This window comes from Prevotella sp. oral taxon 313 (assembly GCF_003043935.1).
In the GTDB taxonomy this organism is placed as follows: Bacteria; Bacteroidota; Bacteroidia; order Bacteroidales; family Bacteroidaceae; genus Prevotella; species Prevotella jejuni.
On record NZ_PYXE01000001.1, the window covers coordinates 2781275 to 2802402 of the forward strand.

Annotated in this window: 16 protein-coding genes and 1 tRNA gene; 13 read left to right on the forward strand and 4 right to left on the reverse strand. The window is 42.3% G+C overall.

Features of this window, described 5'->3' with window-relative positions; translation table 11 throughout:
* Positions 1-377: 377 nt before the first annotated feature.
* Positions 378-1250, forward strand: coding sequence for a pyridoxal 5'-phosphate synthase lyase subunit PdxS (pdxS, locus tag AXF23_RS10850; protein ID WP_089365448.1), 873 nt, complete (start codon positions 378-380; stop codon positions 1248-1250).
* A complete protein-coding gene (gene pdxT / locus AXF23_RS10855; protein ID WP_107625313.1) occupies positions 1247-1834 on the forward strand; it encodes a pyridoxal 5'-phosphate synthase glutaminase subunit PdxT in 588 nt (195 codons plus the stop codon). Before pdxS ends, pdxT begins: the two co-directional genes overlap by 4 nt.
* A 1159-nt stretch (positions 1835-2993) precedes the next feature.
* Here the strand turns inward: pdxT and AXF23_RS10860 are convergent.
* From AXF23_RS10860 to AXF23_RS10870, 3 genes are all read right to left on the reverse strand, one after another.
* Entirely contained in the window at positions 2994-3797 is an 804-nt protein-coding gene (locus AXF23_RS10860) for an ADP-ribosylglycohydrolase family protein (protein WP_107625314.1), read from the reverse strand.
* Between the two features lie 153 nt (positions 3798-3950).
* Positions 3951-4022: transfer RNA gene (locus tag AXF23_RS10865), tRNA-Arg, on the reverse strand.
* A gap of 224 nt (positions 4023-4246) precedes the next feature.
* Positions 4247-5674 carry a C69 family dipeptidase gene (locus AXF23_RS10870; RefSeq protein ID WP_370445515.1) on the reverse strand — a complete coding sequence of 476 codons (1428 nt, stop codon included), beginning with the start codon at positions 5672-5674 and terminating at the stop codon, positions 4247-4249.
* A gap of 796 nt (positions 5675-6470) precedes the next feature.
* Here AXF23_RS10870 and AXF23_RS10875 point away from each other — a divergent pair.
* From AXF23_RS10875 to AXF23_RS10905, 7 genes are all read left to right on the forward strand, one after another.
* The gene (locus tag AXF23_RS10875) at positions 6471-7118 is read left to right on the forward strand and encodes a hypothetical protein (RefSeq protein WP_233251293.1); all 648 of its coding nucleotides are present in this window, start codon (positions 6471-6473) and stop codon (positions 7116-7118) included.
* A gap of 318 nt (positions 7119-7436) precedes the next feature.
* Positions 7437-7982, forward strand: a complete 546-nt coding sequence (locus AXF23_RS10880; protein ID WP_146156740.1) for a hypothetical protein — start codon at positions 7437-7439, stop codon at positions 7980-7982.
* 384 nt (positions 7983-8366) lie between these two features.
* The gene (locus AXF23_RS10885) at positions 8367-9119 is read left to right on the forward strand and encodes an FG-GAP repeat protein (protein ID WP_107625317.1); all 753 of its coding nucleotides are present in this window, start codon (positions 8367-8369) and stop codon (positions 9117-9119) included.
* Between the two features lie 110 nt (positions 9120-9229).
* Positions 9230-9982, forward strand: a complete 753-nt coding sequence (locus AXF23_RS10890) for a hypothetical protein (protein ID WP_107625318.1) — start codon at positions 9230-9232, stop codon at positions 9980-9982.
* A gap of 176 nt (positions 9983-10158) precedes the next feature.
* A complete protein-coding gene (locus AXF23_RS10895) occupies positions 10159-12129 on the forward strand; it encodes an AAA domain-containing protein (protein ID WP_107625319.1) in 1971 nt (656 codons plus the stop codon).
* Positions 12130-12284: 155 nt separating this feature from the next.
* Complete coding sequence (locus tag AXF23_RS10900; RefSeq protein WP_107625320.1) at positions 12285-12698, forward strand: hypothetical protein; 414 nt, start codon at positions 12285-12287, stop codon at positions 12696-12698.
* Positions 12699-12772: 74 nt separating this feature from the next.
* Positions 12773-14062, forward strand: a complete 1290-nt coding sequence (locus AXF23_RS10905) for an L-cysteine desulfidase family protein (protein ID WP_107625321.1) — start codon at positions 12773-12775, stop codon at positions 14060-14062.
* Positions 14063-14227: 165 nt separating this feature from the next.
* Here the strand turns inward: AXF23_RS10905 and ribD are convergent, their stop codons facing one another.
* The gene (gene ribD / locus AXF23_RS10910) at positions 14228-15370 is read right to left on the reverse strand and encodes a bifunctional diaminohydroxyphosphoribosylaminopyrimidine deaminase/5-amino-6-(5-phosphoribosylamino)uracil reductase RibD (protein ID WP_107625322.1); all 1143 of its coding nucleotides are present in this window, start codon (positions 15368-15370) and stop codon (positions 14228-14230) included.
* Between the two features lie 27 nt (positions 15371-15397).
* On the opposite strand from ribD, the gene prmC reads away from it, so the two are divergent.
* From prmC to AXF23_RS10930, 4 genes are all read left to right on the forward strand, one after another.
* A complete protein-coding gene (gene prmC, locus AXF23_RS10915; protein ID WP_107625323.1) occupies positions 15398-16261 on the forward strand; it encodes a peptide chain release factor N(5)-glutamine methyltransferase in 864 nt (287 codons plus the stop codon).
* Positions 16258-16776 (forward strand): regulatory protein RecX, encoded by a 519-nt coding sequence (locus AXF23_RS10920; RefSeq protein ID WP_107625324.1) that lies wholly within the window; start codon positions 16258-16260, stop codon positions 16774-16776. The genes prmC and AXF23_RS10920 overlap by 4 nt, the downstream gene beginning before the upstream one ends.
* Positions 16760-17467, forward strand: coding sequence for a ComF family protein (locus tag AXF23_RS10925; RefSeq protein WP_089365436.1), 708 nt, complete (start codon positions 16760-16762; stop codon positions 17465-17467). Before AXF23_RS10920 ends, AXF23_RS10925 begins: the two co-directional genes overlap by 17 nt.
* A gap of 461 nt (positions 17468-17928) precedes the next feature.
* The gene (locus AXF23_RS10930; RefSeq protein WP_107625325.1) at positions 17929-21120 is read left to right on the forward strand and encodes a SusC/RagA family TonB-linked outer membrane protein; all 3192 of its coding nucleotides are present in this window, start codon (positions 17929-17931) and stop codon (positions 21118-21120) included.
* Positions 21121-21128: the final 8 nt, after the last annotated feature.

Below are 21128 nucleotides of genomic sequence, written 5' to 3' on the forward strand. Positions count from 1 at the left end.
AATAGATATAGAATTACCTAACCAGTTTCTCTTAAGTAGGGGAGAGCCTAACGGGATATAGTAGGGGCAGGTCTATAATTTCCCAACCTATTTCTCTTAAGTAGGGGAGAGCCTAACGGGATATAGTAGGGGCAACTCTATAATTACCCTACCTTATTATATTAAGGAGGGAAGGGCTTTATCAAAGTAGAGGAGAGCCTAACGAGGCAGAGTTGAGGACAGCATGAAGGCTTTTGAAGCAGGTAAATGCGAGTATTGTCCTTACGATTCTCTGCTCGTTCCAAAGTGAATTTCTATTATTAACTAATACATGTATTTCCTCATGCACATTCATTTATGAGAGTAGCAAGGTAGGAGAACTAAAAAATTAAACTATTATGGCGAATAGACAAGAACTAAACCGCAACCTTGCCCAGATGTTGAAGGGCGGTGTAATCATGGACGTAACCACACCAGAGCAGGCTCGTATCGCTGAGGCTGCAGGTGCTTGTGCAGTAATGGCCTTAGAGCGTATCCCTGCTGATATACGTGCTGCTGGCGGTGTGTCACGTATGAGTGACCCTAAGATGATCAAAGGTATTCAAGAGGCAGTGACTATCCCTGTGATGGCAAAGTGCCGTATTGGTCATATTGCTGAGGCTCAGATACTACAGGCAATAGAGATTGATTACATTGATGAGAGCGAGGTTCTCTCTCCTGCGGATAATATCTATCATATCGACAAGACCCAGTTTGAGGTGCCATTCGTCTGTGGTGCACGTAATCTGAGCGAGGCCCTGCGTCGTATAGCAGAAGGTGCAACGATGATACGTACCAAGGGCGAGCCTGGTACTGGTGATGTTGTACAGGCTGTTAGTCACATGCGTCTGATGCAGAGTCAGATTCGTGAGCTCGTTGGTAAGCGTGAGGACGAACTCTTTGAGGCTGCTAAGCAGTTGCAAGCACCTTACGACCTCGTGAAGTATGTACATGATAATGGTAAGCTTCCTGTGGTTAACTTTGCTGCAGGTGGCGTGGCTACTCCTGCTGATGCGGCATTGATGATGCAGTTAGGAGCCGAGGGTGTGTTCGTTGGGTCTGGTATCTTTAAGAGTGGCGACCCTGCTAAGCGTGCAGCAGCCATCGTTAAGGCGGTTACAAACTATAATGACCCTAAGGAGTTGGCAGCATTGTCAGAAGACTTAGGTGAGGCTATGGTTGGTATCAACGAGCATGAGATTGAAGTGCTCATGGCCGAGCGTGGACAATGAGAATAGCAGTTCTTGCCCTGCAGGGGGCGTTCTTAGAGCATGAGATGATGCTCAGAAAACTGGGTGTCGACTGCTTTGAGGTACGCCAATTGGATGATTGGGAGCAGGAGAAAGATGGGTTGATAATCCCAGGGGGCGAGAGTACCACCCAAGGTAAACTCCTTCGCGACCTTGGTTTGCTTACTCCTATTCGTGAGGCGATTGAGGGAGGACTACCTGTCTTTGGTACTTGTGCGGGTTTGATACTCCTTGCTCGTGAGGTAGAGGGGAATAGTCCGTCTGCTCCTGTCCCTCCTCGTTTGGCTACAATGCACACGACTGCTGCCCGTAATGCTTACGGTAGGCAGTTAGGAAGTTTCCATACGGAGGCTTGCTTTAAGGGGATTGAGGGCGACATACCAATGACCTTCATTCGTGCACCTTATATTAAGGAGGCAAGCGAAGAGGTGGAAGTACTCTCAGAGGTCGATGGTCATATCGTTGCCGCTCGTCAAGGAAGCCAACTTGTTACTGCTTTTCATCCCGAGTTAGACGATGACATGCGTGTGCATGAATACTTCTTGAAGATGGTGAAGAGTAGATAATCCTTAGTTCCAAAGTGTTTCTTTGGAATGAAAAAGGGACATAGATTAGATGTGTATAGGCTATTATGGATGCTCATGAGTGTCTGTAATGGCCTATATCTGTATCTGTAAGTTGCTTTAATGTCCCTCTTCTTATTGTTTGGTTTGCGTTTAATAGTGATAGAGTCTATCATTCACACTATAGGTTTTTGGGATACCCACTATAATATTATAAGGTGAGGAAGGTATATGAAAGGCGTCATGATAATGGATGAAATTTCTTTTGGGGGATGGTGTGATGCGTGAACTTATCCCTACAAGAATACTGATAGAGAGAGAAAGAATACTAACCATACGTATAGGAATTGTTGATATTTTTCGTTAATCATTTCCCCTTTCATTCGAGAAGAGGCTGATGACAGGGCAAGAAGAGGCTCTTCTACACTCAAGAACATGCCCTTCTTGGGTGTTGAAGACGCCCTTCTTGAAGCAAGAAAGGCGTCTTCTTTAACGCAGTTTGTAACCTGTTGATTTCTTGTTGGTTATAAATTCGATAATAGGAGACGTTATGCACTTATTGAGAGAGTTTTTGGTTTGTTCTTGTGTAAAGATATTTTACGCTCTTGTAGTGGTCTTCGAAGGGTGAACTGCTTATCGAGGTAGTTCATATAAAAAGACTATCAAATATGATAGGGTACGTACGTTTGGCACAAAAGAACAAATGCTAAGGCTATAAGAAACATTCGAAAGCATAATCGGAAAGACGGATGAAGCGAGTAAGATATGAAGGGGTAAGTGTTATGAAGATTGTTTTTCGGACAGCATAAAACAGTAGGGTAGAGTCGTGTTTATTGTTAGAAAGCTTATAGTACGAAACTTATAGGCATAAAAAAAGGACTACCGCTGTAGTCCAACCTTTGTTAACCTTAAATCTAATACTATGAAAAACACGATGCAAAGATATGGAGTTTATTTCATATTTGCAACTTTTTCAATAGTTATTTTAGGTTTATGTGTTATTATTGATTTATATCAAGTAAATAATATGACAATGTGATAGTTTGTAATCAATAAGCTTCAAAAAGCGTAGTAGGCCTGTTGATGCCTCAAGAACTGTTTCTCAGACAATTAAGCGACCACTTTTTCTTGTTGAAAGCTAACGTATCGACGTAGGATGAGTCTATCGCTTTTTAGGGCCACAGCTATCTTGTATGCGCTCATAGAACTGTCCGAGGATGTTGAGCATATCGTCGGGCAAGTAGCTGATAGCCTTTTCTATCATCCATTCTGGTACAGGATAATAGGCTTCAGCAACCGAACCAGCGATGCAAGCCTTCGTGTCGGTATCGCCATCACACAGTACTGCAAGGCGGATAGTATCCTCAAAACTATTAGCATCCATGAAGCAGCGCAGTGCCATCGGTACTGTTTCTTGGCAGGTACCATCGAAGTGTCCCTCTGAGCCAATCTTCTTTATGTTGCGCATAGGAGGCAATTCGTATCCAAAGAATTTCTCAACTTTGCGCTCGACATCCGACTTTGAGAAACGCATCAGTCGTAGCCAGCAGATGGTTTCAGCAATACATTGTGCACCCTTGATGCCTTCTGGGTGGTTATGAGTTACCATTGCACTCTTCTTAGCCTCCTCAATCACATCCTCCCACTCGTCGAATAGCCAGCCAATCGGGCTAACACGCATAGCTGAACCATTACCGAAAGAGTTCGTCGGCAGCGGGTTGTCTGAGTTAATCCATTGATAGAATCGATTGCCATAGCCGCCCATTGGGTCTGGATAACGCCGACACCAATCGAGTAGACTCTCCTGATAGTCACGTTCGTTCAGCACCGCATCGGCAATAGCCATGGTGCATATCGTATCATCAGTGTAAGCACAATCGGGGGTGAAAAGCTCAAAGTCTTTCTGTGGGACAGCTCTAAATTCGAAGCGTGAGCCTACAATATCTCCTATAATAGCACCAATCATAAAGTTTCGTATTTAATCTCTCTATAGTGTGAGAGGGGATTGAAAAACACTATGGGGTATATGTTTCCTGTTAGGTTGTTAGTAGTAAATCCGTATAAAAAGGATAGTTGGCCCCTTGTCTCCTGTCGATAAGAGAAGAAAAGCAGCTGTTTGTACTCCGACCGGGAATCGAACCCGGATCAAAGGTTTAGGAAACCTACGTTCTATCCATTGAACTATCAGAGCGAGCCTGTCGAGTATTACTTTACTTCTGTTAGGAGGCTGTGGAATAACTCTCGGTTGCAAAGATAGGAAAAAAAAGTAATATATAAGGTGAAATGATAGTTTTTTTACCTTTCTATGGTTGTCCTACCTTATTAATAAGCCATAAGAAGGGCTGTATCAAGTGTGTTCATACAAGTTGATACAGCCCAATGTGTGATAGAATTATCTATAATCCCTTCTCGATATTATGCTCCGTGGAAGAGATATTCCTGCTGTATGTCTTGTGTCATCAGCGTGAAGAGACGTTCTTGCAGACGGTCGGCAAGGTCGAGTGCACTGTTAAGAACCTTGTCAGAGAACGCCTGTAACAGGTCTTGTGCATGGAGAGGTTGCGTCTTATAGATGCGCAGATATTCCTCTTCCATCTCACGTTGGCGCTGGTCGGTCTCGGCTTCAAACTTCGCATACGCCTCCTTGATGACAGGAGCATACTTGTTGTAGTTGGTCATACCCAATACCATTATCTTGCGGAATTTCCAATAAGCCGAGTCAGCACTTGACTCTCCATTACCCTTTGTATAGGCTTCAGGATAAGAAGTGATACCCTGATAGAGTGGTAGGAACACACCGAGGTCGGCCATACCCATAGCAACATAGTTGATACAACCGATAGCCTGTGGCAGTTCTGGGCGTACCTGTAGGAGGTGAGTCTGGGTGGTACGGAAGATAGAGACAGGACGATAAGGTTCCTTTGGATTACTATTAAGATATGGATCGTGCTCTGTATTGTCGTAGTGGAAGCGGAACGCCGTGCGAAGCTCGGTCAGTGTGATTTTATGCGCAGGCTTAGCAAAGACAGGGAAGGTGTTTCTTGTTACGTCATTCTTAATCTCTGGAGAAAATAACTGCTGTAGACCCCATACACGTGGGTAGTTATAAGTAGTGTCAAGGACGACATCACGTGCATAGGCAACGTGGAAGTCGAATGCACCCTGTGCTGGGTTATAGAGTCCATGCTTCTCGGCAAATTCAATCAAGTCGGCTGATGCGAGGTAATTCTCCTTGTCATTAGGGTCGTAAGTACGGAAGCGACTTTGGTTGCCAGTGACGAAATATTGGTCTTTTGGCATACGACAAGCCAACCAACGATGGCCGCAAGCAGTCTCTAAGTACCATATCTCCTTGCTATCTACAAAGCCAATGCCGAAGCCCTCAGCAATACCATATTTCTCGATGAGCATACCCAATCGCTCAACACCTTCACGAGCGGTGCGTACGTAAGGTAGGGTTATGTTGAAGACAGAGTTCTCTGCCACGCCATTCTCTACTAATGGGTCGTGTTCCAACACCTCGTCACTACTGAAGATACTCTCCGTAGCGCTCATTCCCACACCTGCAGTGTTGAAACCAGCACTACCCCAATGGCCGTGAAGATTATACGGAGAGAGGGCAGTATAGCCCAAAGCCTTCTCTGGGAGTTCGCAACGGAAAGGGCTGTCCTTTGCCACGAACTCACGTGGACCATTGTCTGTATCCTCGAATATCTCGTAGTTCTTAGCTTCCATAGCGTCCCAGTCCTCTGAACGCGCTACTATCATAGAACCATCAGCAGTCTGTTCTTTCCCGATGATGATGGTTGTACACTCTGAAGGGAGGTTGTGTTCAATTTGCATTTTGTCTGTTTTCATAAGCTTAAATGTCTTAGTTCTTGTTGTTAATTACTGATGACAAAAATAGTAAATAATCGTGGAAGTGGTGTAAGAAGTTAGGATAAAAATGATAAATAAGGGCTGTGAAGAGGCAAAATACCCACTTATAGTTATGCTTCCGATGAGATAGGAGGTGATAGTACTAACTGTAATCGTAGACAAAAGGTCGGCAAGACTAAAATAGCACATCAGCGATGGGCGTGCTGACAGAAAAGTTATGGATTAAAGCAAAAGACTTTCACGACTTGATTCAACCAAAAATAAATTTGCTGTCATATCTGTCATGGGTTGTAGGTGTGCAACTGATTAATCTACAAAGGGTTGTATGAAATGTTAAAAATGACAGCAAATTAAAATTAAAAAAATGTAGTATAATAGGCTTAGAGATTTATGCTTTGGAGGTAGATGCTATGGGTGTCTTTGTAATGATATACCTCCCTTTGGTGGTGAGGGTACTTTGTGGTGCTCTCTTTTCAAGTGAATCAAGGTTGTTAACTGTATTATTTAATACATTTAGGACGAATTTCAGATGGAAAATGCTATATTTGTAGCGTGTTATATATAATATGGTCGTTTGTTGAAAGGCATTAATTATGTGATTATGAAGAAAGTTAAGCCCCTGTTCTTTTTGTTGACTCTTTGTATGATACTTTTTTCTTGTACAGAAAAGAGTTCTGTCAAGGCGGTTAGAGAAAGTGAGATTCTTAGTAAAGATAATATGTCTGAGGTGCAGAAGAAGGGGAAGGATAGCATAAAGGATATGTCGGTAAAAGATTCGAAGATAGAAAACCGTCCGTATAAAATACTTATCCCTTTCGATTATCGTCAATGTAAGGTTGATACATTGATTGATGATACTTGGGTGGAACTGTATAAGAAAGGTCAGAAATACTATCTTTCTAAGACACAATATACAATCGGTAAAGAGTGGGATGGGATTATAGGAGACTCTGTATCAACACTGACAAGCGAGAGAGACGTTATTCTATATGTTAATCATTTGCCCTCTAAAATGGGAAAAGTGAATAGTGTAGACCTTCATATTGCCCCTAATTCTTTCTTGGATTCCTTTTATTTAGAGCCAGGAACTCCGTTACGTTTTACTTTTGAGGGTAAGCATTATGAATTGATAACTAAGGAAAAGGTTTTCACGAAACATGGTAATCAATCTTATGAGGGAGTCATTCTCTTAAATGGAAAGCAGATTGTCAGAAGGACAAACTTGGATAAAGTTGACTTCACTCTTATGTTTGCAGGTGATATTGATGGTGATAGAAAGTTAGATTTAGTATTTAATTTGTCAGGTGTGTTTGGTGAAGTTCATGTTGCTTTATACTTATCCTCCTGTGCTTTACCTGGTCAACTGGTAAGAAAGGTAGCGGAAGTTGTTGATGATTTTGGGTGTTAGAACTTTCAGTAGTTGGTTCTCTATAGTATTATAAAGTCAGTATTCATACATAGAAATTAATTTTTAAATTTATAAATGAGAATTGCGTTACTTATCTTTCCTTTGTTAGTATTCTCGTTATTGTTCTCTTGTTCGGACATGAAATCAGCTAAATCTGATCATGAAATATCTGTTTCATCAAAAGATAATGCTGATTCTGTGGAAACAGATACCATGGAATCCAACAGGAATCATTTACATGTATCATCCCAAAACAGTAAGTCTCTCAATTACAAATTCCTTGTTCCGGCTCATTATCATTATATAAATCCAGGCAGGATGATTGACAGTAGTTGGGTGGAGATTTACCAAAAGGGGAAGATGTTCTATTGTGCAAAGGCACAATATACCCTTAAGAGAAGGTGGTCTGACTATATAGGTGATACCGCAAATGTATTATATGGAAAAAGGAAAGCATTCCTTTTTGTCAATCATCTACCTGCAAAGTTAGGAGAAATAGAGGCTGCAAACCTTAATTTTGATGAATATATTACCTTACGACCTAATGAAGTTTGCAGCTTTATGTTTGGTGGAAAACGTTATAATTTGGAGATAAAAAAAGAAAAGAAGAAGGATGATTCAGTACCCTTTACGTGTTTTGCCTTATTGAATGGTAAACAGATAGCAAAGCGAACGAAAGTATTTGAAGCTGCTTTTGAACTCTTATTTGCAGGTGATATTGATGGTGATGGCAAGTTAGATTTGGTGATTGACTTTAGAAGTGACACAGGTGAGTTCAAAGTTGTCTTGTTCTTATCGTCCTGTGCGTTGCCTGGTCAGTCAGTTCGACAAGTGGGAGAGATAGATGATCTATACGATTCTTAGGTCACTTTGATACTTGTGTTAAGCAGAGGAAAGGCTGATATGAAAACTTAAATATTAAATAACTCATTCAAAAATAAGGTGTCTAAGGAAACACTGCACCTTTGTTAGACCTTCAATCATTTTTTTGTTTGCTGGGAATTTGGATGAGAATTGTAAATAAGACCTTGTTATTTCAGCACCTTTAGATAATGAATATCTCAGAATCTTCTTGTTCGCCTCTGGTTTATAAATGGAAAAAGCAGGAGAGACAGTGGATGACCTCAGTTGTTAGTAGGGTTTTATACTTGTCAAAGTATAATATAAGGAATGTATTGAGTAGTATTCATCTGTAGGATGTAATGTGCTAAGTTATGTATGTCGAAAGGCAATTAATATATATTTATTATGAGATTAAAGTATGCTTTTTTATTATCAATTTTTTGTGTCATAATACTTTCTTGTACCGACAAGAAGCCTGTTAGTCAGTCGCAGGGAGCATCGGTACCGCAGGAAGATAGTGTGCCTGTGAAGAAAGTAGATAGTGTTAAGGTTGCAAAGAAGCAGCCACTAACGTATAAGATCCTTGTTCCCAGTCCTTATCGTTACTGTAATCCTGACACGATGATAAGTAAGAATTGGGTTGAATTATATAAGGTAGGGAAGGAATATTACGTTGGAAAGGCACGTTATAGTATTGAAATAATACCCGATGAATGTGGGTCTGGGACAGCACCTCAGTTGTCGGGAAAAAGAAATACTATCTTGTTTGTAAATCAGTTACCTATTCGTATGGGGAAAATACAGGTTGCTAATATAGAAATGTCAGATTCTTCTTACTTGTTTCCAGGTACTGCATATAGTTTTACTTTCTTAGGAAAACGCTATAAGTTAGAAGCAAAGGCGCATGGTGAGGATGTCTTTCAAAACTATGTTTTATTGCTGAATGGAGAACGAGTCTTTAGAGAAGTGGAAGCAGGTGATGCTTACTTTGCCCTTTTGTTTGCTGGTGATTTGGATGGTGATAGTAAATTAGATCTTGTTGTTTCAGTACCTTTAGATAATGAAAGTCTAAGAGTTTTCTTGTTCTTATCTACTTGTGCTCCCCCTGGTTTACAAATAGGTAAAGCCGCAGAGATAGTGGATGACTTCAGTTGTTAGTTGAGGTTTATATTTGTCAAAATATAAGGGATGTGCTGAGTAGTATTCACCTATAGGGCGCAATGCGCTAAGTTATGTATGCTGAAAGGCAATTAATATATATATTTATTATGAGATTAAAGTATGCTTTTTTCCTATCGTTTTTTTGTGTCATAATACTTTCTTGTACCGATAAGAAGCCTGTAAGTCAGGCACAGGAGTCGTCTGTACAACAGGAGGATAGTGTGCCTGTGAAGAAAGTAGATAGTATTAAGGTTGCGAAGAAGCAGCCACTAACGTATAAGATTCTGGTCCCTTTTGCTTATCGTTTTTGTAACCCCGATACATTGATAAATAAGAATTGGGTTGAACTATATAAGGATGGGAAAGATTATTATGTAGGAAAGGCGCGTTATAGTATTCAGAAAAAGGAAGATGAATGTGTGGGAGGAATGACACCTCACTTGTCGGGGAAACGAAATACAATCTTATTCGTCAATCAGTTGCCTGTCAATCTGGGGAAGGTAAAGACTGCTGATGTAGAGATTTCTGATACTACTTTCCTTGCGCCGGGCACTACAAGTCGCTTTGCTTTTGCAGGAAAACGCTACGAGTTAGTGGCAAAGGCACAAGGTGAGGATGTCTATAAGAACTATACCCTGTTACTGAATGGAGAGCGAATCTGCAGAGAAGCGGAGGTGGATGGGGCTTATTTCCGTCTTCTATTTGCTGGCGATTTGGATGGAGATGGAAAGTTAGACCTTGTTCTTTCTTTGCCATTGCATTATGAAAACCTCAGAGTTGTCTTGTTCTTATCTTCTTGTGCGCCCCCAGGTTTACAAATAGGAAAAGCTGCTGAGATTGTTGATGACTTCAGTTGTTAGCCGTTTTCTGTGTTTTATTCATAAGAATGAAGGATATTAGATAATAAAGTATTATTTTTGTAACGTGTTTGAAACAGAGATAAAGTAATTAACTCGTCAACTTGTAACCTCGTTAACTATAAAAAGATATAACTTGTTTACTCGTCTACTCGTTAACTTGTCAACTACAAAAAGATATGCTTCAGGAAAGTCCAATACAACTCTTACAACGTCAACGTTTACTGCTTCAAATGGAGTATTATGCCGAGAAAGAAGCCTTTAGAAAGCAGACTGAGGCTGCTGGTATGCAGCGGAAAGTGAAGCGAGGTGACGCTTGGTTCCCATTAAGAGTGGGTAAACGGTTTTATAATGGACTCAATCAACTGTGCATTGAGGTGTTTCGTACACAGGATGGGGATATCGAGCATAACTTTGAATGTGGTCGTCCGCTCCTTTTCTTTAAGTTTATTGCGAAAGAGGAAGATACTCCGAATAAGAAAGTTCAGCTGAAATACTATGGCTTTACAGGTACGGTATCGTATGTAGAAGGCGACAGAATGGTTGTTGCTGTCCCTGATTCTGCACCCTTATTAGACCTCCAATCAGCTTCAGAACAGATTGGGTGCCAGTTAGGTTTTGATGAAACGAGCTATCAAATGATGTTCGATGCGTTAGACCGTACCATGAAAGCAAAGGGAAATAGGCTGGCTTATCTTCGCGACTTATTCTATTCACGACAGAAGGCAGAGAGGTTCTCCTTTGCTCCTATTCGATTACCTTGGCTGAATCCGACGCAAGAAAAGGCTGTTAACGAGGTGTTATGGGCAAAGGATGTGGCGGTAGTTCATGGTCCACCGGGAACAGGTAAGACAACAACATTGGTCGAAGCAATCAACGAAACACTGATGAGAGAAAGCCAAGTGATGGTCTGTGCTCAGAGTAATATGGCTGTTGATTGGATTTGTGAGAAGCTTGTCGACCGTGGTATCAATGTTCTTCGCATTGGTAATCCTACCCGAGTGAACGATAAGATGTTAGGTTTTACATACGAAAGAAAGTTTGAAGCGCATCCAGACTACCCACAGTTATGGTCGATTCGAAAGGCTATACGAGAATTGAGGAACAACAGAAAGAAAGGTTCTGAAAGCTATCATCAGAAGATGGACAGGCTGAAGAGCCGTGCAACAGAACTTGAGATACGTATCAATGCCGAGCTGTTTGGGGAGGCACGTGTCGTTGCTTCTACTCTCGTTGGTGCTAACAGTAGGATAATGGAGGGTCAGAAGTTTACTACTTTGTTCATTGATGAGGCTGCACAAGCCCTCGAAGCAGCCTGCTGGATAGCCATTCGTAGAGCGTCGAGAGTCATCTTTGCGGGTGATCATTGTCAACTTCCACCAACAGTAAAAAGCATTGCTGCGCTGCGTGGAGGCTTAGGTAAGACCCTGATGGAACGTATCGTAGAGAATAAACCAGAGGTTGTAACGCTGTTGAAGGTGCAGTATCGAATGAACGAAGAGATTATGCGCTTCTCATCCGATTGGTTCTATGGAGGGCAGGTGGAGACCGCTCCGCAGATTAAATATCGTGGCATCCTCGATTATGACAACCCAATGGTATGGATTGATACGTCTGATGAGGCTGTCGTTGCATCGTATGATTTAACGGAAAGTGAGGCTAATTCTGTCCCTTCCCAATTGAATAATGACAAGAAAAATGCCTTTCATGAGCAGTTTGTTGGTTCTTCTTTTGGGCGTATAAATAAAGGAGAAGCAGAGCTAACACTCAAGACTTTAGGCGATTACTTTACTAAGATAGGTAAAGACCGTGTGTTAGAAGAGCGGATAGATGTGGGGGTTATCTCCCCTTATCGTGCTCAAGTGCAGTATCTCCGTAGCCTAATAAAGAAGCGAGCGTTCTTCAAACCCTATCGAAGTCTTATCAGTGTGAACACCGTTGACGGCTTCCAAGGACAGGAACGTGATGTGATTCTCATCTCTCTTGTGCGTTCCAATGATGATGGTCAGATAGGTTTCTTGCGTGATTTACGCCGTATGAACGTTGCCATAACACGTGCCAGAATGAAGTTGATAATCCTTGGTAATGTCCAAACAATGACCAAACACGAATTTTACAAGAAGCTATGGGAGAGCCTCCCACAGTCTTGAAAGTGGCTGTTCTATTAGCCCAATAGGCCTTATTAGGCTAATTAGGCTAATTCTTTATAAACCCAATTCTACAATGTTTTTTGTTTAATTACACACAGAAAAGTGGATTTATATCAATTTTTTACTTACTTTTGTGTCATAAAAGGAAATCTACTATGTTACAACGAGATTATTTTATTCGATTAATAGAGGAATTCAATGCTGCTATCTCACGCTTTCTTACGAAGAAAGATGATGACCTGAAGCGAGATAAGGAGTTGAAAGACCTTTATAGACAGTATGTTGGAGAGTATGACGACTTGCGTAATCTCTCCGTTGACGAGTTGTTGACGTATGCCAAGGAGCAGTGGGATGAGGAAGAACGGATAGACAAAATCAATATGGTTGCAGAGTTACTTTATGCCGAAGGAAGCTACAAAGTGCAGCCTTTGCGCCAAATACTGTTGGAAAAAGCATACGCTTTATTTGATTATGTTGAGGCGAATGGCTCTACATTCTCTATCGACCGACGTCAGAAGATGGAGGCTATGCGACAAGAGTTAGGCAATAAGCTCTCTCAAATAGATTGATGTTTGAGCGGGTAAAGACGAAGAGAATTATTTAATATCATAATCATATCAGGCTAAACCTAAACCAATCAATTATGCTTGAGAAGAACATTAGAGAACAGATTAACGAATTGATACACCAGCAGGTAGTACCTGCTGTGGGTTGTACAGAGCCTATGGCGGTGGCATTATGTACTGCACGGGCCACGGAGTTATTAGGTAGAAGACCAGAGCATATTAGTGTGTTACTCTCTGCTAATATCTTAAAGAATGCGATGGGAGTTGGTATTCCTGGCACGGGAATGATAGGCTTGCCTATTGCTATAGCTCTCGGAGCTTTGATAGGTAAGTCGGAGTATCAGTTGGAGGTTATCAAAGACCTCACACCTGACACCTTAGAAGCTGGCAAGACATTTATCAGTGAGAATCGTATTGACGTCAAGTTAAAGGAAGGTATCACAGAGAAACTATACATCGAAATCACTTGTGAGGCTGAAGGACATCGTGCTACAGCTATCATCTCTTGTGCTCATACGAATATTGTATTTGAAGAGAAAGACGGAAAAGTATTGCTTGATAAGATGCAACCCAGCACTGCTACGGAAGAGAAAGTGCCGCTTTGTCTGAGTCTGAAGAGGGTCTGGGAGTTTGCAACGACCTCCCCTGTCGAAGAAATAGACTTTATCCTTGAGGCGAAGCGATATAACCTCCGTGCTGCAGCCGAGGCTTTGAAAGGGAATTACGGACATTGTTTGGGTAAGATAATGGACCGTCCTTTGAGTCGTGGTATCTTTGGTAATAGTATCTTCTCACACGTCATTGCAAAGACAGCCTCTGCCTGTGATGCCCGCATGGGGGGTGCTTTAATCCCTGTGATGAGCAATAGTGGTTCTGGTAATCAAGGTATCTGTGCAACGAACCCAGTAGCCGTTTTTGCCAAGGAGAATGAGAATACGCGCGAAGAACTTATCCGTGCACTAATCTTAAGTCATCTCACTGCCATCTACATCAAGCAGAGTCTCGGTGCACTGTCAGCCCTTTGCGGTTGCGTTGTAGCAAGTATTGGTTCCAGCTGTGGTATTACTTATCTGATGGGAGGCGATTATGTCAATGTTTGTCATTCAGTGAAGAACATGATAGCCAACCTTACAGGCATGATTTGTGACGGTGCTAAACCAAGTTGTTCACTAAAGATATCATCGGGTGTATCGACTGCCATCCTCTCTGCCACGCTCTCCATGGAGGGCAAGCACGTGACGGCTGCAGAGGGAATCATCGATGAAGACGTTGATAAGTCTATCCGTAACCTAACAAGCATAGGGAAGGAAGCGATGTGTAACACCGACGATATGGTGCTTAACATCATGACTCATAAGTGTAATTAAAAGGCTGTTATACCCTAACTCAGCCTTTTTTTCGAATTATTTTCATGAAGATAATTATTTCTTTTCATGAAAAAAAATATTTATCTTCATGAAAGAAAATTCTTCTTTTCATGAAGATAAATTGTTTGTAGATGTTTTGTTGTATCGAAGGGAGACTATTTTAGCCTATTCTCGTTCGTAAGTAATAATCGTGTTAACATACTTCTCTATCTTCGCAACACGTAGGTTCTTAGGCAGTTTAGGTGCTTCTACACCCTTGCCGACCGTGAAGGTCGCTTCTTCTATTCGTATCTCGTCCCATAGCCCAGCGTTAAGAAAACTCTGTAAAGTCTTTGCACCGCCCTCCACGATGAGGCTTTGCTTCTTTTCAGCATAGAGATGCGACAGCACATCGGCTGGGGTTGCAAATTCATTAGCCCTTGTTGGTCGACTTGTTAGTATTATTTTCTCAGGATTAGGACCGCTCCATTCCCTCACTGTCAGCTGTGGATGCTCCAGTTCTTCCGATGTCTTACCAACGAGAATCGCATCATTCTCAGCCCTCATCTTGTGTACTAACATTTTTGTGAAGGGGGTAGAGATAATTAGTGGTTGATAGTCTTTACCCGGCAAGTTGCCAATGCAAGCCACAGGAGATTTTTCCTTACAAGTATTTTCACCCCCTTTACTACCATTTATAACACGTGCATTGTTAGCAGAATATTGGTGATTACTTTCCTCTCCGTGGGTGTTCGGTGAAGAGGAGGAGATAGTTGTAGTGTTGAGTGGTGTGTCAGTCGGTGTACAGCTTAGTGCGTTCTCCTCTCTACATTTAGCCTCGGCCCACTTCAAAATGACGTACGGGCGGTGGTGAGTATTATATGTTATAAATCGTTTGTTCAGCTCTAAACACTCCTTCTCTAAGACACCCACTGTCACTTCTATCCCTGCTTTGCGCAGTTTCTCAACCCCTCTTCCATGCACTTCGGCAAAGGGGTCGATGCAACCACATACGACACGGCGCACTCCCTTACTGATGATAAGGTCGGCACAAGGAGGAGTCTTGCCATAATGAGAGCATGGTTCAAGACTAACGTAGACTGTTGCTTCATGGAGCAAAGCCTCATCCTCATTCTTAACTGACGCAAAGGCATTCACTTCAGCGTGTCCCTCGCCACAACGAACATGGTAGCCTTCACCGATAATCCTCCCCTCCTTGCTCACAATGACAGCCCCAACCATAGGGTTAGGTTTAGCCAATAGCTGACCATTGCGTGCTAATTGCAAGCAACGACGCATGTATTTTTCGTCAATATCTTCTTGTTTCATATCATTAAAATTCCTATCTTTGCAGCTATGACATACCAAGATTTATGGCACAGGCTCACTCCCTTGTATGATGACAAAGAGGCACAGGCTATCGTTCGGCTTGTGCTGGAGGTGCAGTTTGGCATTACGCTGACCGATATATATACTGGCAAAGTTAATGAATTATCCCGAAATGAGGTGGAGGAATTAGATAAAATCATCTCTCGTTTGGAGCGTTCAGAACCCGTACAGTATGTTCTCGGACGTGAAACCTTTTGTGGACATACATTCCATGTGGCACCAGGAGTACTGATACCGCGCCCAGAGACAGAGATACTTTGCCGTTGGGTAGAAGAAGATTACAACCGTCCTTATTGTACTTTGCAGCCTCCTGTGCCCCTACAGGTGCTGGATGTGGGTACTGGTAGCGGTTGTATTGCTGTTACCTTGGCTTCCGATTTACGCAATTCGGCTGTTACAGCGTGGGATATATCGGGTGATGCTCTACTCATAGCACGTGAGAATGTACATCAGTGGCAGGTTCGTGTTGAACTAAAGATGGAGGATGTATTTCATCCTTCAGCATCGGCTATGCAACAGCAGTTTGACGTTATCGTCAGTAACCCACCTTATATCTGCGAAAAAGAACGAACAGCGATGGCGAAGAATGTACTTGCGTATGAGCCAGCAACGGCACTCTTCGTACCAGATGATGACCCACTGCGCTTCTATCGAGCAATAGCCGAATACGGTCTGCAGGTTTTCTCGGAGGAAGGTACACTTTATTTTGAAACCAATCCTATATATATAAATAAGGTGAAGGAAATGTTAAGCAGCTTAGGTTACAAGCAGATAGAACAGAGAGAAGACCAGTTTGGTAAGCTCCGTTTCATTAAAGCCATCCGACCATGATACAGAAACGACCCATGATGGAGCCACAGGCCCTGAAGAAACTTGCCGATTTATGTGCGAAAGGCGAACATTGCTCTGGCGAGATGTTAGAGAAGATGCGTAAATGGGGACTGTCAGAAGATGCGCAAGCACGTATTATGGAGAAGCTGATAACGCTGCATTACGTTGACGATAGCCGTTACACGGAGTCTTTCGTACATGATAAAATCCGCTATAACAAGTGGGGTAGGAGGAAGATTGAGCAGGCCTTGTGGATGAAAAAGGTAGATAGTGCTATCTCTTCGCCCATCCTCGATGCCGTAGAAGACGAGGAGTACCTCGAAGTCTTACGCCCGCTGTTAGCAAGTAAGTATCGCACTATTAAGGCAGAGAGCGATTACGAACGTTCAATGAAGCTGATAAAGTTTGCGATGGGACGTGGATTTACGATGGAACTAATCCGTAGGTGTATAGATGAAGGAGTCGTTGATGCGGATGGCGATGTAGACTTTGTAGACGATGACACAGACGATTAGTTTATTGGCTCGCCTGATAGACACCCTTGCCCCTCGTTCGTGTACGATGTGTGGTGGGCGTTTAACGGTTACGGAGGAGGTGATGTGTGCTTGTTGTAACCATCGTCTCCCACGTACCTATTATTCTAAATCGGCTTATGACAATAAGCTTGTGCGCCTCTTTTGGGGTAGGATACCGATAGAGAAAGGTGCTGCATTCTTTTTCTATAAAGCCCATTCAGATACCAGTCGACTGATTTATAGCCTCAAATACGATAAGCACCCCGAGATAGGCGAGACTCTTGGGCGTCTTGTCGCAGCCGAGTTTGGCCAAGATAGTTTCTTTGATGGAATCACCGCAGTGGTCCCTGTGCCCCTTGCTCGGCAGCGTGAGCGTGAAAGAGGGTATAATCAGAGTGAAGAGTTAGCACGTGGCATCAGTTCAGAAACTGGTCTACCCGTCTTAGAGAAAGTGTTAGAACGTATCAGTTTCCATGGTAGTCAGACGCAGAAAGGGCGTTGGGAACGTAATGAAAACGTAGAGAAAGCCTTCCGACTCATTGACTCCTCCGCTCTTAACAACCAACACATCTTATTAGTTGATGACGTGATTACGTCGGGTGCCACCCTTGTTGCTGCAGCAAAAGAGCTTCTTAAAGCAACGAATGTCAAGATTAGTGTACTCTCACTTGGTTTTGCTAATAATGAATAAATGCCTTAATTTTTTTGTAGTTTGTTTTTTTTTCTTACTTTTGTAGGTGCATACCAAATAGCAAAAAATAACTAAAAACAATTTACTTTATGATTGTCTACGGACAAATACATAAGAGTATAACCTAAACAAAAGCCTTAACCAATGCGAAGCAAGAACCTTAATGTTATGAAAAAGTTATCAGATGGAACCTTTGTTGGGTAATAGAAAGAGAGACTTTGACGTCTAATTAAAATCTAATAAGATGGTCTCTATCAGTCTGATAAGTCGCAATTTACTTTAATCAACTCGATGTTTAAGAACTAAAGGTGACTTGGAAACATACACAAAAAGGATGCTTCTGTAGTACATTCGTATATAAGTAAAAATCTAAACAAGAAACTGCTCTTAAGTAGAAAAGTACTTGTGGGGCAGAAGGATATTGATAATAGAAATATTAACCTTTAAACACTAAATCAGAAATGAGTAACAAGAGTAATGGTCTTTACCTGGCCGCATTCCTGTTATGTCTGAATCTAAACATGCAAGCTCATGATGTTGCGGCGAATAAGAAAGGCGTAACATTAGATGATGTCATGGCTACATTGAGACAAAGGAATGGGGATGTTGTTTCTGTCTCGTCAACAAAAGCTGCTCAAAAGGCGGTGAATGAGGGCGAGAAGAAGAAAGTTGTCGGAGTCGTAAAGGATGAGAATGGAGAGCCAGTAATCGGTGCAACCATCCGTCTGAAGGGTACCCAAGGAGGTGCAGTGACTGATATTGATGGTCGGTTTACGCTGATGGCAGTAGAAGGTGATGAACTTGAAGTCTCCTACATAGGCTATACTACCAAGTCGGTACGTATCGGTAAGGCTGATAACTACGACATCAGTCTGTCTATGGCAAATGCAAAAGAGTTGAACGAAGTCGTTGTCACGGCTCTTGGTATTAAACGCGAACAAAAGGCCTTGAGCTATAATGTACAGCAGGTGAGCAGTGATGCGTTGGGAACCAACAAAGATGCTAACTTTATCAATTCGCTCAGTGGTAAGGTAGCCGGTGTGAATATCAATGCAAGTTCGTCTGGTGCTGGTGGCGCATCGAAGGTTGTGATGCGTGGAACACGTAGTATCGAGCAGTCAAGTAATGTCTTGTATGTTATTGACGGTGTACCAATGTTCAACCTTGGTGGGACCGGTGATGCTATCTTCGGCTCTAATGGTACGACGGAGGCTATTGCCGATATCAACCCAGAAGACATCGAGAGCATGTCTGTCTTGACGGGTGCAGCAGCCGCAGCGTTATATGGTAACCGTGCTTCTAATGGTGCTATCGTTATCACAACGAAGAAGGGAAAGAAGGGACATACGGAGTTTACCGTCAGTCAGAGTACTGAGTTCTCTTCTGCTTTCCGCCTTCCAGAGTTCCAGAATCGTTATGGCACGGGTAGTAGTATGCGTGATGCTGGTGGCGATAGTTATAGTTGGGGACGTCTCCTGAATGATGCTAACTATATGGGATATGACCCAGCAAAGGACTATCTCAAGACAGGTGTTATGACGACGGAGGCTTTCACCCTCTCAACAGGTTCTGAAAAGAATCAGAGTTATTTCTCTGCCAGTGCATTGAACTCGGGTGGTATTATTCCTAATAACCGTTATAACCGTTATAACTTCACCTTCCGTAACACTTCCAGTATGCTGGGAGACAAGCTACTTTTGGATGTTGGCGCAAGTTATATCATACAGAATGACCGCAACATGACCAACCAAGGTGTGTATGCTAACCCATTAGTATCAGCTTATCTCTATCCACGTGGCAATGACTACAACGATATGGCGATGTTTGAATACTACGATACAACACGTGGTATATACACTCAGAATTGGAATAACTTGCTCAGTGAGTTTGTTGGTCAGAACCCTTATTGGATCAACTATCGTAACCTGCGTGTTAATAAGAAGTACCGCTATATGATGAATGCAGGACTTACTTATAAGGTGACAGACTGGTTGAATGTAGTAGGGCGTATCCGTATTGATAATGCAACGAATACTTTTGAGAAGAAATACTTTGCCAGTACGAACACGACAATAGCTGGTGCTAATGGTCAGTATGCCAAGATGAAGACTGATGATAAGCAGGTGTATGGTGATATAATGCTTAATGTTAACAAGCATTTCATGCAGAACAAGTTGTCATTGGTGGCTAACGTTGGTGCGTCAATCTCTGATATTAAGCAGGACCAGACCGGTCTTGATGGTCCTATAGCAGATAATCTTATTCCTAATGTATTCAATGAATACCAGGTAGATGCGGCCCGTGAGAAGCGTCTCCCTTATGGTTATCATGAACAGACAAAGTCTCTTCTTGGTAGTTTGGAGCTTGGATGGAAGAGTCAACTGTATCTTACTGTTACAGGACGTAATGACTGGCCATCTATGTTGGCAGGTCCTCATTCCAATAAGAGTTCTTTCTTCTACCCTTCAGTGGGTGGGTCATGGATTATCTCAGAGTCTGTTAAGATGCCAAAGGCTATTAACTATCTGAAAGTCCGCGGTTCTTTTGCATCTGTAGGTATTCCATTCCTTCGCAACATAGCGAACCCTAAGTATGAATGGGATAATACAACAAAGCAGTGGAAGAGCCAGACAATCTATCCAATATATGACTTGAAGCCTGAAACAACTAACTCTTGGGAGGTTGGTTTACAAGCTCGTTTCTTCAAACACTTCAACTTGGATGCTACACTCTATTGGACTAAGACATTCAATCAGACGTTTAATCCAGACATCTCTGTGTCATCTGGTTACTCAGCCCTTTATATCCAGACTGGTAATGTGTCAAACAATGGACTTGAGTTGGCCTTAGGTTATAGCAATAATTGGGGTGGCTTCGGCTGGTCAAGCAATTATACTTTAAGCTCTAACCGTAACCGTATTAATGAGTTAGTTCGTAATTACGTACATCCAGAGACTGGGGCTGTTATCAATAAAGACCGCCTCGACGTTGGAGGATTAGGTAATGCACACTTCATTCTCAAGGAGGGTGGTACCTTAGGTGACCTTTATTCATTGACAGATGTTAAGCGTGATGATAAAGGATATATCTATGTAGACAAAGACGGAAAGGTTTATCGCAACAATAATGTTGGTGACGTGAAGTTGGGTTCAGTGTTCCCTAAAGCGAATATGGCATGGCGCAACGATTTCTCTTACAAGGGTTTTAATCTTAGCGTAATGGTCAGTGCACGTTTTGGTGGTATTGTTTATTCAGCGACCCAAGCAGCGCTTGACCTTTATGGTGTGTCTGAGTCAAGTGCAAAGGCACGTGATAAGGGATATGTTGAAGTGAATGGTAATGATTATCTCACACCTGAATCATGGTACTCAACAGTAGGAGGTAGCGATGGAATCCCACAGTACTATACTTATAGTGCAACCAATGTGCGTCTGCAAGAGGCAAGTCTTAGCTACACCTTCAAGAAGAACCATTTCTTTGGATTGGGTGATCTGACACTTTCAGTGACAGGTCGTAATCTATTGATGTTCTATTGTAAGGCACCTTTTGACCCTGAGACAACAGCAACAACAAGCAACTATTATCAGGGTATAGATAAGTTCATGACACCAAGTACGAGAACTATTGGTTTCAATATCAAACTTAAATTCTAATTAAAAGT